The sequence below is a fragment of the Pseudomonas fluorescens genome, from assembly GCF_002837185.1.
Lineage (GTDB): Bacteria > Pseudomonadota > Gammaproteobacteria > Pseudomonadales > Pseudomonadaceae > Aquipseudomonas > Aquipseudomonas fluorescens_AM.
The window spans coordinates 1-16102 of sequence record NZ_KZ477997.1; the positions used below are offsets into that span (position 1 = coordinate 1).

A 16102-nucleotide genomic window follows, 5' to 3' on the forward strand; every position below is an offset into this window, starting at 1 on the left:
CGGGTTGCCCACGGATTCAAGCCTGCGTTCGGCCAGCGTGGTTTGACGGGGCGCCCAGGATCAAAAGCAGATCAAGATCAAGATCAAGATCAAGAGCGGCTCGCTTCGCATCGTGGTTAGCGGTGGGCGCTATAGCGTTATGGTCATCGGGGGCAAGCCCCCTACACTGGGGCCTCCTGCAACCTCAGGCCTGTTGCTTATCCAGCTTCTTCTCGTGGGCAGTAACTTGCTGGCACAACTCGATCATCTGTTCGCGCATCCAGCGGTTCGCCGGGTCCTGGTCGGTGCTTTCATGCCAGTACAAATGGGTTTCCACCGGCGGCACATCATTGACCGGCAGGTTGAACCAGTGCAGCTCATGGCGACGGGCGAAGCGTTCGGGCACGGTCATGACCATGTCGGTCTGCTGCAATACTTGCGACGCCATCAGATAGTGCTGGGAGCGCAGGGCGATCTTGCGCTGGATGCCCATCTTGCCCAGGGCCAGGTCGACATGCCCCAGGCCGTTGCGGCGACTGGAAATATGGATATGGGTCAGCGACAGGTAGTCATCCAGGGTGAATTTGTCCTTGCCCGCCATCGGGTGGCCCTTGCGCATGGCGCACACGTAGCGGTCTTCCATCAGCTTGACGTGGCGCACTTGCGGGTCGGTGTTGAGCGGCGCATCCACGGCGAAATCCAGGCGCCCGGCGGCCAGTTCCTTGGTGGTTTCGCGGCGTTTGGACAGGAAGCTCTCGATGACCACCGTCGGCGCCAGTCGGCGCAGGCGTTGGAACAGCAGCGGTAAAATCACCGCTTCGGTCAGGTCGGTCATGCTGATGCGATAGGTCTTGGCCGCCTGTTGCGGGTTGAAAATCCGGCTCTCCTGTACGGAAACCCGCAGCAACGACAACGCGTTGCGCACCGGGCCGATGATGTTCTGCGCCATCGGCGTGGGCACCATGCCCTGGGCGGTGCGCACGAACAGCGGGTCGTTGAACGTCTCGCGCAGGCGTGCCAGAGCGTTGGACACTGCCGGCTGGGTGATACCGACAATCTGCCCGGCACGGGTGAGGTTGGCTTCGGTGTAGATTGCGTCGAAGACGATAAAGAGGTTGAGGTCGACCTTGCTCAGATTCATGTGGATTGCGCTCTTATTATCAGGGGGCGATTTTTTATGTCTTCCGACGCCAATCATATATCGGTGATGAATGTTAATACACGCCGAGAATAGGCTAGGTAAATTATCAACGCTGTTCTAGCATCGATTGCATGACCTAAACAACCTCTCAGAGAAGGGAGCCGCTCATGGATTTCGCCTATTCGCCCAAGGTTCAGGAACTGCGTGAACGCGTCACCGCATTCATGGACGCTTACGTCTACCCGGCCGAGCCGGTGTTCGAGCGCCAGGTCAGCGAAGGTGACCGCTGGCAGCCCACTGCCATCATGGACGAGCTCAAAGCCAAGGCTAAAGCCGAGGGGTTGTGGAACCTGTTTCTGCCGCAATCCGAGCTGGGCGCCGGCCTGACTAATCTCGAATACGCGCCACTGGCCGAAATCATGGGCCGCTCATTGCTGGGCCCGGAACCGTTCAACTGCTCCGCCCCCGACACCGGCAATATGGAAGTGCTGGTGCGTTACGCCAATGAAGAGCAGAAACAGCGCTGGCTCGAGCCGCTGTTGCGCGGCGAGATTCGTTCAGCCTTCGCCATGACCGAACCGGATGTGGCCTCCTCGGACGCCACCAACATGGCCGCCCGCGCCGAACGCCAAGGCGATGAGTGGGTGATCAACGGCAAGAAGTGGTGGACCTCCGGCGCCTGCGATCCGCGTTGCAAGATCCTGATCTTCATGGGCCTGAGCAACCCGGATGCGCCACGCCACCAGCAGCACTCGATGATCCTGGTGCCGGTGGATGCGCCCGGCGTCAAAATCCTGCGCCCGCTGCCGGTGTTCGGCTACGACGATGCGCCACACGGCCACGCCGAAGTGCTGTTCGACAACGTACGCGTGCCTTACGAAAACGTGCTGTTGGGTGAGGGGCGCGGGTTTGAGATTGCCCAGGGCCGGCTTGGCCCGGGCCGTATCCACCACTGCATGCGCTCCATCGGCATGGCCGAGCGCGCGCTGGAATTGATGTGCAAACGCTCGGTCAGTCGCAGCGCCTTCGGCAAGCCGCTGGCCCGCCTGGGGGGCAATATCGACAAGATCGCCGACTCGCGCATGGAAATCGACATGGCGCGGCTGCTGACCCTGAAAGCGGCGTACATGATGGACACGGTCGGCAATAAAGTCGCCAAAAGCGAAATCGCCCAGATCAAGGTGGTTGCGCCCAACGTGGCCCTGAAAGTGATCGACCGCGCCATCCAGATTCATGGCGGTGCCGGTGTGTCCAATGACTTCCCGCTGGCCTATATGTACGCCATGCAGCGCACCCTGCGCCTGGCCGACGGCCCGGATGAAGTGCACCGTGCGGCGATCGGCAAGTTCGAGATTGGCAAGTATGTGCCCAGGGAGCTGATGCGCGGCGGGCAGTGAGACCGCGTCGCCCGCTATCGGCGGCAAGCCACCTCCCACACTTGGATGTGTGAATACAGTCAAAATGTGGGAGGGGGCTTGCCCCCGATGAGGCCGGATCGAACAATCCAAAAAAACCAGCCTCAGTACACCCAAACCTCCACCCGCCGATTCTTGATCCGCCCTTCATCTGCCGTATTCGCCGCCACCGGCATCTGCGCGCCGAACCCGCGAATATCGCGCAATATCACGCCGCTTTTCACCAACTCCCGGCGCACCGCCATGGCCCGCAACTTGGACAGCAAGGCCGCCCGCTGCGGATCATTCTTGGCATCGCCAAACCCCACCAACGTCACTTGCTTGTGCAGTTTGCCGTGGCTTTTCAGGTAGGCCACCACCCGCTGTACATCCTGGCGCGCCTTGTTGTCCAGGCTGGCGCTGCCTTCCTCGAAACGAAAATTCACCGTCAGGCGCTGGGCGTTGCGCACGATTGCCTGATAATCCGCGGGCATCGAGGCGCGTGGCGTCACGCCGATCGCCTGCACGTGCTGAGCGATGAAGCCGTTGGCCGCGACGATTGCCTGGCCCTGGCTGCTTTGGGCAAAATCCACCAATGCCTTGGCCCAGGGGTTATGCGTCGCCGGCGGCAGATAAAAGTACAGGCGCCGGGACAGCGGGTAATCCTCGGTGGCGATCAGGCTGTTCAGTGGCAGCATCGGTTGCGAGTCGCCATCGACAATGGCCACTGCCTTGGCTTGGCGCACGTAGGGCAGCCCGATAAAACCGATGCCTTGAGGGTCCTGGCTGACCGCATCGGACAGCGCTTCACTGGACTCGAAACGCCGGGCCGAGGCGACCAGCGGTTTGTCGCGGCGGTTCAGCACCAGTTCCTTGAAGGTGTCATAGGTGCCGGACCGGTCGTCGCGGGCGTACACCTGAATGGCGCCGCCAACGCCGCCCAATGCTTCCCAGGTGCTGATCTGGCCATTGAAGATCTGCGCCAGTTGCTCGGTGTCCAGCGTATTGAGCGGGTTGCGGGGGTTGAGGATGATTGCCACGCCATCGATGGCGATCACCTGTTCGGCTTCCGGGCTTTTCAGGTCGCCCAGGGTTTGCAGGTCGACCCGTTCGGTGTCTTTGATCGGTCGCGACGATGCGGCGAGGTCGGCACTGTGGTTTTTCAGCGCGGCAAATCCTGTACTGGAACCGTGGGCGGCTACGTCGATGCTCACGGTTTTACCCTGACGGGTCTTGCCGATCACGTGCTGTTCATTGGCGCCCTCGGCGGGTTCAATGTACACGCCTTGCAAACCCTGGCGCTCCATCAACCCCTTGACCAGGGCCGGGCCCAACCCCGCGCCGATAGTGTTGGAACCCTGGAGGCGCAATGCCGGGCCTTGATCGGGAAGCGGGAGAGGGGCGGACACAGCGAAAAACGGGAAAAGCGTCAGCAGTAACAGAACGCGCAGCCTCATGCCGGCACCTTTTTGCGCCAAAGGAAGTGCTGCGAGATTAAGTCAGTTGGATTGCAAACATATGACCGATACACCACAGATCAAACTGTGGGAGGCGGCGGCTTGCCCTGGCCCTCTGTAGGAGCGAGCTTGCTCGCGAAAAATTCACAGGCACCCGGTTCATTCAGAAAGCACGCGTTATCGTTGGCGTTTTTCGCGAGCAAGCCCCCTCCCACAGTTGACCGAGTAGTGTCAGGGAATTAACTCAATTCCAACCAGATCGGCGCATGGTCCGACGGCTTTTCCAATGCCCGCAAATCATAATCGACGCCGGCATCCTTGACCCGTGGGAGCAAGCCATTGGACGCCATGATCACGTCGATGCGCAGGCCGCGCTTGGGCTCGTCCTCAAAGCCACGGCTACGGTAATCGAACCAGCTGAAACGGTCGGTCACCTCAGGGTTCAAGTGCCGGAAGCTGTCCACCAGGCCCCAGTTTTTCAGGCGGGCCATCCATTCGCGTTCTTCCGGCAGGAAACTGCACTTGCCGGTTTTCAGCCAGCGTTTGGCGTTGTCGGCACCGATGCCGATGTCGCAGTCTTGCGGGGAGATATTCACGTCGCCCATCACCACCAGTGCCTGCTCATTGCTGAAGCGGCTTTCCAGCAGTTGCTGCAGGTCTTCATAGAAGCGCTGTTTGGCCGGGAACTTGGTGGGGTGGTCGCGGCTTTCGCCCTGGGGAAAGTAGCCGTTCATGATGATGACCGGGTTGCCGCTCTCGTCGGCGAAGGTGCCCCAGATAAACCGGCGCTGGGCGTCTTCTTCATCGGTGGCAAAACCCTTGTGCACACTCAACGCTTCTTTGCGCGAGAGCAGGGCCACGCCGTAGTGGCCTTTCTGGCCGTGGTAATACACGTGGTAGCCCAGCGCCTGGACTTCGGCCAGCGGGAACTGGTCGTCGTGGACCTTGGTTTCCTGCAGGCCAATGACATCCGGCTGGTGTTTTTCAATCAGCGCCGCCAGCTGATGGGGGCGGGCACGCAGCCCGTTGATATTGAAGGAGACGATTTTCATGGTCGGCGGTCCAGTCTGGCAAAAGGGCGATGCTAGCCGACAAGTCGGACGGGGGCCAGCGTGGCAGTAGGACGCGTGCGCTGCTAATGTCTGGGAACGACTGGCGCTGCGCAGGTTCGTACCCATAAGAGCGCCATCTTTTTGCATGGCGTCCAGGAGATTGATTGTTATGCCTGACACCTCGACGGCCGCTGCCGAGATTCGCGTGCTCAACAGCGGTTATTCCCGCGAAGCGCGTTCCCTGTTGTACCAGGCCTACCGTCACGAACCGACCTTCGCCTACATCTTCGAAGCCGAGCGGCCAGGTTATGAACAGCGGGTACGCGCTACGGTGCGGGAACTGGTCAAGCAGCATTTTTTCCAGAAACTTCCGGCCATTGGCCTGTTCGTCAACGATCGTTTGATCGGCGTCGCCCTCATCGCGCCGCCGCAGCGGCGCCTGGGCATCACCGAGAGCTGGGCCTGGCAGATCCGCATGTGGTTGAGCACCGGTGTGCGCGGTACGCGGCGTTACCTGGAGTACCATCAGGCCGTGCTGGCGTGCCTGCCCGGTGAGTCGGTGCACGTGTTGCCGTTGCTGGGCATTCACCCGCAGTTGCAAGGTCACCACTATGGCGAACAATTGCTCGAAGCGGTTCACAACTGGTGCGCCGAAGACCCGCACTCATCGGGCGTGGTGCTCGACACGGGCAATTCCCGTTACCTGGATTTCTATAAGCGCCAGGGCTATGAGGAAATCGGTGAAATTGCCGTAGGACCTGTCCTGGAGCATGTGTTTTTTCATCCCAATCCCCAGGCGTTAACTGCTGCAACGACTTGAGACAGAATTATTCAGATAAATCCGGGTTCAAAGTTCCTCTCTCGCTCGTGTAGCATCCGCGCCTATGAAGTTTCCAGGAAGATTTACCAGCGGCTTGGTTCTGCTGTTCACAAGCTGCGGCGCATTGGCGCAAAGCGAACTGGACGTGCGGATCAAACCCTCAAATGACGCGCTGAAAGCCAACATCGAAGGCTACATCGGCGGGGTTGGCGATCGTGACGAAGAAGCCCTGCTGCGCTTCAGCCGCGGTGCCGAAGAGCAGGCGCGCAAAGCGGCCCAGGCGCTGGGCTTCTATCAACCACTGATCGCCAGCGATGTGAAGGGCGGCAAGAACCCGCGCCTGATCCTGACCATCGACCCCGGCGAGCCGGTGCATCTGCGCAACGTGACCCTGCGGGTCGATGGCCCGGCGGCGAGCCTCAAGGCATTTCGCGTGCCCGCCAGTGACGATCTCAAGCCCGGCGCGGTGCTCAATCACGGCCATTACGATGACGCCAAGCGCCTGATCCAGAACCAGGCGTCGCGCTACGGCTTTTTCAGTGGGCGTTTCACCCGCCAGACACTCTCCGTCGACCCCCAGGCAGGTGTCGCCGATATCGAACTGGTTTACGACAGCGGCCCACGCTACAGCATGGGCAAGGTCAGCTTCACCGGCGACACGCCGTTCGATGAAGAACTGCTGCAACGCATGGTGCCCTTTGACAGTGGCACTCCTTACGACTCCGAACTGATCGCCGAACTGAACCAGAACCTGCAAGCCAGTGGCTTCTTCGAAAGCGTGCGGGTGGACGCCAGCCCCACTGCCTCGACCAATGACGTGATTCCGGTGGCCGTGCAACTGGACACGCGCAAGCCACGCACCATGGGCCTGGGCCTGGGGTTTTCGACGGACGTCGGCCCGCGGGGCAAGGCCAACTGGACGCGCCACTGGGTCAATCCCCAGGGCCACAGTTATGGCTGGGAAGCCGAGTTGTCGGCGCCGCGACAGAACGTCGGCCTGTGGTACGACATTCCGCTCGACCCTCCGCTCACCGACAAATTGCGCTTCGCCGGTGGCTATCAGAATGAAGAGATCGCCAACACCGACACCTTGAGCAAGCTGCTCACCCTCGGCCCCGAATGGCACAGCAAGTTGCCCAGCGGCTGGACCCGGGTCATCTCGCTCAAATACCAGCGTGAAGAGTATCGCCTGGGCAATGACTCGGGCCTGAGTAACCTGGTGATGCCGGGCATCAGCTACTCCTACCTGCGCAGCGACAACCGCATCGATCCGCATAACGGCTATCGCCTGATGTTCGACAGCAAAGTCGCCAAGGAAGGGCTCGGTTCCGACACCAACCTGCTGTATGGCACCGCCACGATCAAGGGCTTGACCACCTTGTGGGATAACCACCGCTTCCTGGGCCGCGCGCAAGTGGGCGGCAGTGCCACCAATGGCTACAAGTCGGTGCCGCCGTCGCTGCGCTTCTTTGCCGGTGGCGACCAGAGCGTGCGCGGTTATGAATACCAGACCCTGTCGCCGGAAAACGACCGTGGCGACCGCATCGGCGGCCGCTACATGGTGGCGCTGAGCGCCGAATACCAGTATTCCATCACCGAGAAATGGCGGGTCGCGACCTTTATCGACCAGGGCAACTCGTTCAACACCCTGGATATGCCCAGTCTGAAAACCGGCGTGGGGGTGGGTGTGCGCTGGGTCTCGCCCGTGGGCCCGATCCGCCTCGATTTGGCCCATGCCCTGGAAGATCCGGGCGGCATTCGATTGCACTTTTCCATGGGGCCTGAGCTGTGATGCGTGGTTTGAAAATAGCGGGGCTGGCATTGATTGCCGTCCTCGCGCTGTTGCTGTTGACGCTGTGGACGCTGCTCGGTACCCAGGCAGGCAGTCGCTGGGTTCTGGGCCAGGTGCCGGGCTTGAGCGTGGAGAATTTTCACGGACGCCTGGGCGGGCAGTGGAGCGCCGACCACGTGCTGTGGCAACAGGACGGCAGCCGCGTCGAACTCAAGGCGCCGACGCTTGACTGGTCGCCGGGTTGCCTGTTGCGCATGACCTTGTGCATCGACCAGTTGGATGTGGACCAGGTCAGCCTGGCGTTCGCACCCAGCACCGAAGAAAGCAGCAGCGGGCCGATCCAACTGCCCGAACTGAAGCTGCCGGTTGCCATCCAACTGGGCGATGTTCGCATCGCCAGCCTGCTGTTCAACGGCAGCGAAGAACTCAAGGGCCTGCAACTGGCGGCGCACTGGACCGCCGCCGGCCTGCAGATCGACGCTGTTCATTTGCAGCGCGACGACCTGGTGCTGGACCTCGCCGGCCTGCTGCAACCCACCGGCGATTGGCCGCTCAATGCCACCGGCACGCTCAGCTTGCCCTACGCGCCGGGCGGCGCACCCTGGACCGTCGCGCTGAAGATCGACGGAGACCTGCTCAAAACCCTCAAGCTCGACGCCGACAGCAGCGGTTACCTGCCAGCCAAGCTCAGCGGCGAGCTGCAACCGTTGGCGGAAAACCTGCCGGCGCAGTTGCGCATCACCTCCGAGGCGTTCAAGCCCAGCGCCGATCTGCCCGACACCTTGCAACTCAACCAATTGGACCTGAGCGCCAAGGGTGACCTTAAAGAGGGTTATCAGTTGCTGGGCAAGGCGGTATTACCGGCGGAAAAAGGCCCGGTGGATTTACTGCTGCAAGGCAAGGTCGACGCCAAGGGCGCGCAGATCGCCGGCCTCGACCTGAACGCCGGCGACAAGCAAAGCCTCACGCTCAGCGCCAACCTGGATTGGCAACAAGGCTTGCGCGCCGACGCCAGAATCGACTGGCTGGACTTTCCCTGGCACCGCCTCTATCCGCTGATCGACGAACCGCAGGTGGCCTTGCGCACCTTCAATGGTGAGGTTTCCTACAAGGACGGCAACTACCTGGGCAACCTCAAGGCCGACCTTGACGGCCCGGCGGGCGCATTCACAGTGGTCACGCCCTTCAGCGGCGACCTCAAGCAGATCTTCCTGCCCGAACTGAAACTGAGCGCAGGTCAAGGTAAGGCCGAGGGCCATCTGAACGTACAGTTTGCCGACGGTATCGCCTGGGACACCGCGCTGGACCTGTCGGCATTGAACCCGGCGTACTGGGTCGCCGAATTGCCCGGCACCCTGGCCGGGCCGCTGCGCAGCACAGGCGAATTCAAGAACGAGCAACTCAAGCTCAACGCCGACCTCGACCTCAAAGGCCGCCTGCGCGGGCAGACCGCCGTGTTCGCGGCCAAGGCCGAAGGCGCGGGGCAGCAATGGACCCTCGCCAACCTGGACATCCGCCTGGGCGACAACCGCATCAACGGCAGCGGCAGCCTGCAGCAACGCCTGGCCGGGCAGATCGACATCAAGCTGGCGCGCCTGGCCCAGCTCTGGCCGCAATTGCGCGGGCAGGTCAATGGCCGCCTCGATGTTGCCGGTACCTTGAAGGTGCCCCAAGGCACGCTCGACCTCAAAGGCCAGCAACTGGCATTGGCCGATAACCGCCTGCAAAGTCTCAACCTCGACGCGACACTGGACAGCGCCCAGCGCGCCAGCATCCACCTCAAGGGCAGCGGCATCCAAAGCGGCGAGACCCAGGTCGGCACACTCACCGCCAGCGCCCAGGGCGATATCAAGAACCAGAAGGTTCAGGTGGAGCTGGCCGGACCGTTGCTCAAACTGGCCCTGGCGCTGGATGGCAACCTCGACGCAGGCAACTGGCGTGGGCGCCTGGCCAGCGGTGACGTACAAGCCGGTGGCCAGGACTGGCGGCTGCAGGCCCCGGCGAAAATCGAGCGCCTGGCCGACGGCAGGCTGACCTTCGCCGCGCACTGCTGGGTGTCTGGTGGCGCCAGCCTGTGTGGCGAAGACCAGCGCCTGATGCCTGAGCCGAAGCTGCGCTACCACCTCAAGCAATTCCCAATCGACAGTCTTGCGGCGTTCCTGCCCAAAGACTTCGCCTGGCAGGGCAGGCTCAATGCCGACGTACAACTCGACCTGCCGGCCAGCGGCCCGAAGGGCGTGGTCTCGGTGGACGCCGGGGGCGGCAACCTGCGTGTCAGGGACAAGGGCCAGTGGCTGGATTTCCCCTACGATACCCTCAAGCTGGAAACCACCCTGAACCCCAAGCGCATCGATACCCAACTGAATTTCCGTGGCGGCAAGTTGGGCGAGTTGTTGTTGCAGGCGCAGATCAACCCGTTGCCGGCCAGCAAGCCGATCACCGGCAATTTCAGCCTCACCGGCCTGGACCTCGCCGTGGCGCGACCCTTTGTGCCGATGGTTGAAAAGCTCAACGGCAAGCTCAACGGCAATGGCCGCATCTCCGGCGGGTTGCTCGCGCCCCTGGTCAACGGCAACGTGAACCTGGTGGACGGTGAAGTATCCGGGCCGGAACTGCCCATCAGCCTCGAGGGCCTGAACCTACAGGCGCAGATCGCCGGCGAAAGCGTGCAGTTGAACGGCGGCTGGCACAGCGGCAAGGCCGGGCAGGGCAGCCTCAAGGGCCAGATCGACTGGGGCCGCGCCCTGGTGGTCGACCTCAGCCTCAAGGGCTCGCAACTGCCGGTCAGCGTGGAACCCTATGCCAAGCTGGAAGTGGCCCCCGACCTCAAGATCAGCCTCAAGGACGACAAGCTGGCGATCGCCGGCAAGGTGCACATCCCGCGCGGCGATATCACCGTGCGCGAGCTGCCGCCCTCGACGGTCAAGGTCTCCGATGACACGGTGATCGTCGGCAGCCAGACCGAAGAAGGCAAACCGCCGATGGCCATGGCTATGGATATCGATGTGGAAGTGGGTGAAGACCAACTCAACTTCGCCGGCTTCGGCCTCACCGCCAAAGTGCAGGGCCACGTGCATATCGGCGACAACATGGACACCCGCGGCGAACTGTGGCTCAACGACGGCCGCTACCGCGCCTACGGCCAGCGCCTCAACGTGCGCCGTGCACGGCTGTTGTTTGCCGGGCCGTTGGACCAGCCATTCCTGGACATCGAAGCTGTCCGTGTAGTGGTCGAATCGTCCCGAACCGTGACCGCCGGTATTCGCCTGAGCGGCAGCGCCGAACAACCGACCACGCAGATTTTCTCAGAGCCCGCCATGGCTCAGGAGGACGCGCTGTCCTATCTGGTGCTGGGACGTTCGCGCACCAACAACGGTGAAGACAACAACATGCTTGCCGAAGCCGCCCTGGGCCTGGGCCTGATGGGCAGCGCAGGGGTGACCTCGGACATCGCCAATAAATTGGGCATCCAGGATTTCGACCTGGATACCCAAGGCACCGGCAACAGCACTGCGGTGGTGGCCAGCGGCAAGATCAACGACAAACTCAGCCTGCGTTACGGCGTAGGGGTGTTCGAACCGGCCAATACCATTGCCTTGCGCTATCTGTTGAGCAAGAAGGTGTACCTGGAGGTGGCCACAGGCGTGGCGAGCTCCCTGGATATCTTCTACAAGCGCGACTTCTAAGCCCAACTGGGTCAAATGTGGGAGGGGGCTTGCCCCCGATAGCGGTTTTTCAGTCAGCTAATCTGTAGCTGACCCACCGCTATCGGGGGCAAGCCCCCTCCCACATGGGTTCTTTATTTCACTCGAGCTTTTGGTCAGTTACCAAGCAACCTAACTGTTCCATTTGACATTCGCTGCCTAAGCAGTAATATCGCGTCACACATTCACTGCCTAGGCAGTAATAAGGTGACTTTCGATGCCCCACTTCACCCCCGACAATTTTCACAACTGCCATCTCGGCCTGTTGCTGGGCCGCGCTGCGATCCTCAAGGACCGCATCATCGACACTCATATGGAACCCCACGGCATCACCGCCGCGCAGTTCAAGGTGTTGATCATCATGGCCCAGTTCGGCGTCGACACCCCGGCCGAGCTGTGCCGCCACCTGTCCCTGGACAGCGGTTCGATGACGCGCATGCTCGACCGGCTGGAGCAGAAAGACTTGCTCAGCCGCAAACGTTCCGAGCTGGACCGCCGCCAGGTGCAGTTGGTGCTGACCGCCGATGGCCAGCGCCTGGCGGACATGCTGCCGCACATCGGCGCCCAGGCCCTCAATCAACTGGCCGGCGTCCTTGAGTCGGGCGAGCTGGAAACCCTGGAACGGATCCTCAAGAAAATTCTGATCGCTGCGGGTGACCCCATCACGATCCAGCGGGTAGGTAAACAATGAACACACGCGCACTCAGCCTGGTGCTGGCGGCGATGACGCTGGCCGGTTGTGCCAACTACAGCGGCCTCGACACCCAGGGCCGACGCCTGGACGCCAACGCCCTGCAAACCGGCAAATCCTTGAGCGGCGTGACGCTGTCGGATGCCGCCTGGCCCAGCGCCGACTGGTGGAAAGGCCTTGGCGACCCACAGCTCGACAGGCTGATCCAGGAAGCGCTGCAAAACAGCCCCGACATGCAAGTCGCCAGCGCCCGTGCCCATCAGGCCGAAGCTGCGGCCTATGCCGCCAACGCCGCGCGCCTGCCCACCGTGGATGCCAGTGCCGGTGTCAGCCGTTCGCGGCTGGCCAGGGACCAGGACCCGCGCGGGGAGGGCGATGCCTACTCGACCGTGCGCAACATTGGCGCCAGTTTCAATTACAACTTCGACCTGTGGGGCGGCCAACGCGCTGCCTGGGAAGCCGCCCTGGGTCAGGCCCGCGCCGCCGAAGTCGATCAGCAGGCCGCCCGCCTGACGCTGGCTGCCAACGTGGCCAAGGCCTACAGCGACCTGGGCCAGGCGCACATCGTGCGTGACCTGGCCGAGGATGACCTCAAGCGCACCCGGCAGATGCTCGACCTGAGCCAGCGCCGGCTGAGCTCCGGTATCGACAGCGAGTACCAGTACCAGCAGACCGAAAGCCTGGAAGCCAGCTCCCAGTCGCAGTTGATCGATGCGGAAAAACAACTGCAAAGCGCCAGGATCGCCCTCGCCGTATTGCTCGGTAAAGGCCCCGACCGTGGCAACGAGCTTGCCCGCCCGGCGGTGCTCAAACCCGCCGCCGTCGCCGTGCCTTCCGTGTTGCCCGCCGAGTTGCTCGGCCGGCGGCCGGACCTGGTCGCCGCCCGTTGGCGGGTGGAGGCTGCGAGCAAGGACATCGCCGCCAGCAAGACCCGCTTCTACCCCAACCTCAACCTGAGCGCGAGCGCCGGCGCCGAGTCGTTGCTGGGGGACGCGATGTTTGGTTCGGCCAGTCGTTTCTTCAACATTGCGCCGACCGTGTCGCTGCCGATCTTCGACGGTGGCCGCCTGCGCGCCGACCTCGATGCCCGCGACGCCGATTACGACCTGGCCGTGGCCCAGTACAACAAGACCCTGGTGCAGGCCCTGGGTGATATCGGTACCACCCTGTCGCAATTGCGCGACACCGGGCGGCAGATCAAGGCCCAGCAACACGCCGCCGACATCGCCCAGCAGTCCTACGACACCGGGGTGCAGCGCTACAGCTCCGGCATCGGTAATTACCTGGATGTGCTCAGCATCGAGCAGCAATTGCTGCAGGCCCAGCGTCAGTTGGCGGCCTTGAATGCTGCGCAGATCGATCTGTCGATTCAATTGATGCAGGCCCTGGGTGGCGGGTTCGACGCCAACAACGTGGCCGCGACCACCCCAGCCACCCGCACGGAATAATTTGAGGTATTTGTCATGGCCACTGCCGACAGCAACAACGCAACTGAACAACCCAAAGACAACAACCCGCGCAAACGCAAAGTCATGCTGATCGGCCTGGCGCTGATCGTCATTCTCGGTGTCGTCGGCGTATGGGCCTGGTACGAGCTTTATGGGCGCTTCAACGAAAGCACCGACGACGCCTATGTGAACGGCAACGTGGTGGAAATCACCCCGCTGGTCACCGGCACCGTGGTCAGCATCGGCGCCGACGATGGCGATCTGGTCCACGAAGGCCAGGTGCTGGTCAACTTCGATCCCAACGACGCCGCCGTCGGCTTGCAAAGTGCCCAGGCCAACCTGGCGCGCACGGTGCGCCAGGTGCGTGGTTTGTACAGCAACGTCGATGGTATGAAAGCCCAGGTCAACGCGCAGAAAGCCGACGTGCAGACGGCCCAGGACAACTACAACCGACGCAAGACCCTGGCGCAGGGCGGCGCGATTTCCCTGGAAGAACTGTCCCACGCCCGTGACAGCCTGACCGCCGCCAGGAACGCCTTGACCAACCTTGAGCAGCAACTCAAGACCACCAACGCCCTGGTGGATGACACGGTGATTTCGTCCCACCCGGATGTGCAAGCCGCCGCCGCGCAACTGCGCCAGGCTTACCTGACCAATGCGCGCAGCACCTTGATTGCACCCGTCACCGGCTATGTGGCCAAGCGCACCGTGCAGTTGGGCCAGCGCGTCCAGCCGGGTACCGCGCTGATGGCGGTGATTCCGCTGGACCAGCTGTGGATCGATGCCAACTTCAAGGAAACCCAACTGCGTGATATGCGCATCGGCCAGCCGGTGGACATCGAGTCGGACATCTACGGCAGCGACGTGAAGTACAGCGGCACCGTCGACAGCCTCGGCGCCGGCACCGGCAGCGCGTTCGCCCTGTTGCCCGCGCAGAACGCCACCGGCAACTGGATCAAGATCGTGCAGCGCGTACCGGTGCGCATCCACATCAATGCCGAGGAACTGGCCAAGCACCCGCTGCGCGTGGGTTTGAGCACCGTGGTCAATGTGGACCTGCACGACCAGAGCGGCCCGGTCCTGGCGCAACAGCCGCCGCAGAAGGCTTCGTTCACCACCAACGTGTATGACCGCCAACTCGCCGAGGCCGATGCCATGATCAACCAGTTGATCCATGACAACAGCGTCGCCGCTCCCAAGGCTGCGCAACGCTGATGAGCAATAACGCCTCGTTCACGCCACCCAGCCTGTTGATGGCCACTATCGGGCTGTCGCTGGCGACCTTCATGCAGGTGCTCGACACCACCATCGCCAACGTGGCGTTGCCGACCATTTCCGGCAACCTGGGCGTGAGTTCGGAGCAGGGCACCTGGGTCATTACTTCGTTTGCGGTGAGCAACGCCATTGCCTTGCCGCTCACCGGTTGGTTGAGCCGGCGCTTCGGCGAGGTGAAGCTGTTCCTGTGGGCGACCATGCTGTTTGTGCTGGCGTCGTTCCTGTGCGGTATTTCCACCTCGATGCCCGAGTTGATCGGCTTTCGCGTGCTGCAGGGGCTTGTGGCGGGGCCGTTGTACCCGATGACCCAGACGCTGCTGATCGCGGTCTACCCACCGGCCAGGCGCGGCATGGCCCTGGCGCTGCTGGCGATGGTCACGGTGGTGGCGCCGATTGCGGGACCGATCCTCGGCGGCTGGATCACCGACAGCTACAGCTGGCCGTGGATCTTCTTCATCAACGTGCCTATCGGCATTTTTGCGGTGATGGTGGTGCGTGCGCAGTTGAAGAAACGTCCGGTGGTCACCAGCTACCAGCCGATGGACTATGTGGGGTTGTTGAGCCTGATCGTCGGTGTCGGCGCCTTGCAGATCATCCTCGACAAGGGCAATGACCTGGATTGGTTCGAGTCCAACTTCATCATTATCGGTGCGGTGATCTCGGCGATTGCCCTGGCGGTGTTCGTGATCTGGGAGATGACCGACAAGCACCCGGTAGTGAATCTGCGCCTGTTCGCCTACCGCAACTTCCGCATCGGCACCATCGTGCTGATCCTGGGTTACGCGGGCTTTTTCGGGATCAACCTGATCCTGCCGCAATGGCTGCAGACCCAGATGGGCTACACCGCGACCTGGGCGGGACTCGCGGTGGCGCCGATCGGTATCCTGCCGGTGCTGATGTCGCCGTTCGTGGGCAAGTACGCGAACAAGTTCGACCTGCGCCTGCTGGCGGGCCTGGCGTTCCTGGCGATCGGCTTGAGCTGTTTCATGCGCGCGGGGTTCACCAACGAAGTGGACTTTACCCACATCGCCCTGGTGCAACTGTTCATGGGCATCGGCGTGGCGCTGTTCTTCATGCCGACCCTGAGCATCCTGATGTCCGACCTGCCGCCCCAGCAGATTGCCGACGGCGCGGGCCTGGCGACTTTCCTGCGCACCTTGGGTGGCAGCTTTGCGGCGTCGCTGACCACCTGGATCTGGATCCGCCGGGCCGACCAGCACCATGCCTACATGAGCGAGAACATGACCACCTACGACTCGGCGACCCGCGACGCCTTGCAGGCGCTTGGAGGGGCAGGGCACAAGGCGTATGCGCAACTGGACCAGATCCTCACCAGCCAGGCCTACATG

At 62.4% G+C, this 16102-nt stretch carries 10 protein-coding genes and 1 pseudogene; 8 read left to right on the plus strand and 3 right to left on the minus strand.

The genetic code is table 11. The features are described 5' to 3' along the window. Window positions 1-184: 184 nt before the first annotated feature. Window positions 185-1120, minus strand: coding sequence for a LysR family transcriptional regulator (locus CIB54_RS13990; RefSeq protein ID WP_027606275.1), 936 nt, complete (start codon window positions 1118-1120; stop codon window positions 185-187). A gap of 167 nt (window positions 1121-1287) precedes the next feature. On the opposite strand from CIB54_RS13990, the gene CIB54_RS13995 reads away from it, so the two are divergent. After that, a complete protein-coding gene (locus CIB54_RS13995) occupies window positions 1288-2517 on the plus strand; it encodes an acyl-CoA dehydrogenase (protein WP_065953085.1) in 1230 nt (409 codons plus the stop codon). A gap of 122 nt (window positions 2518-2639) precedes the next feature. Here the strand turns inward: CIB54_RS13995 and CIB54_RS14000 are convergent, their stop codons facing one another. Together CIB54_RS14000 and xthA are read right to left on the minus strand one after the other, a co-directional pair. Further along, the gene (locus CIB54_RS14000; RefSeq protein WP_101220089.1) at window positions 2640-3971 is read right to left on the minus strand and encodes a substrate-binding domain-containing protein; all 1332 of its coding nucleotides are present in this window, start codon (window positions 3969-3971) and stop codon (window positions 2640-2642) included. A 239-nt stretch (window positions 3972-4210) separates the two neighbouring features. Further along, window positions 4211-5023, minus strand: coding sequence for an exodeoxyribonuclease III (xthA, locus tag CIB54_RS14005; RefSeq protein WP_065953087.1), 813 nt, complete (start codon window positions 5021-5023; stop codon window positions 4211-4213). A gap of 169 nt (window positions 5024-5192) precedes the next feature. Here xthA and CIB54_RS14010 point away from each other — a divergent pair, with 169 nt between their 5' ends. The 7 genes and pseudogenes from CIB54_RS14010 to CIB54_RS14040 form a co-directional block, all read left to right on the plus strand. Beyond that, complete coding sequence (locus tag CIB54_RS14010) at window positions 5193-5843, plus strand: GNAT family N-acetyltransferase (protein WP_065953088.1); 651 nt, start codon at window positions 5193-5195, stop codon at window positions 5841-5843. A 64-nt stretch (window positions 5844-5907) separates the two neighbouring features. Next, window positions 5908-7635: an autotransporter assembly complex protein TamA gene (locus tag CIB54_RS14015; RefSeq protein WP_065953089.1), complete on the plus strand. Its 1728-nt coding sequence runs from the start codon at window positions 5908-5910 to the stop codon at window positions 7633-7635. Beyond that, on the plus strand, window positions 7635-11321 hold the full coding sequence (locus CIB54_RS14020; protein WP_191950069.1) for a translocation/assembly module TamB domain-containing protein: 3687 nt from the start codon (window positions 7635-7637) through the stop codon (window positions 11319-11321). Before CIB54_RS14015 ends, CIB54_RS14020 begins: the two co-directional genes overlap by 1 nt. Before the next feature lie 235 nt (window positions 11322-11556). Next, window positions 11557-12030 (plus strand): MarR family winged helix-turn-helix transcriptional regulator, encoded by a 474-nt coding sequence (locus CIB54_RS14025; RefSeq protein WP_065953091.1) that lies wholly within the window; start codon window positions 11557-11559, stop codon window positions 12028-12030. Further along, window positions 12027-13478 (plus strand): efflux transporter outer membrane subunit, encoded by a 1452-nt coding sequence (locus tag CIB54_RS14030; RefSeq protein ID WP_065953092.1) that lies wholly within the window; start codon window positions 12027-12029, stop codon window positions 13476-13478. The genes CIB54_RS14025 and CIB54_RS14030 overlap by 4 nt, the downstream gene beginning before the upstream one ends. 15 nt (window positions 13479-13493) lie before the next feature. Continuing rightward, a complete protein-coding gene (locus tag CIB54_RS14035; RefSeq protein ID WP_101220091.1) occupies window positions 13494-14693 on the plus strand; it encodes an HlyD/EmrA/EmrK family protein in 1200 nt (399 codons plus the stop codon). Continuing rightward, window positions 14693-16102 (plus strand): annotated as a pseudogene (locus CIB54_RS14040) (DHA2 family efflux MFS transporter permease subunit); the annotation flags it as partial. The gene CIB54_RS14035 and the pseudogene CIB54_RS14040, both read left to right, overlap by 1 nt.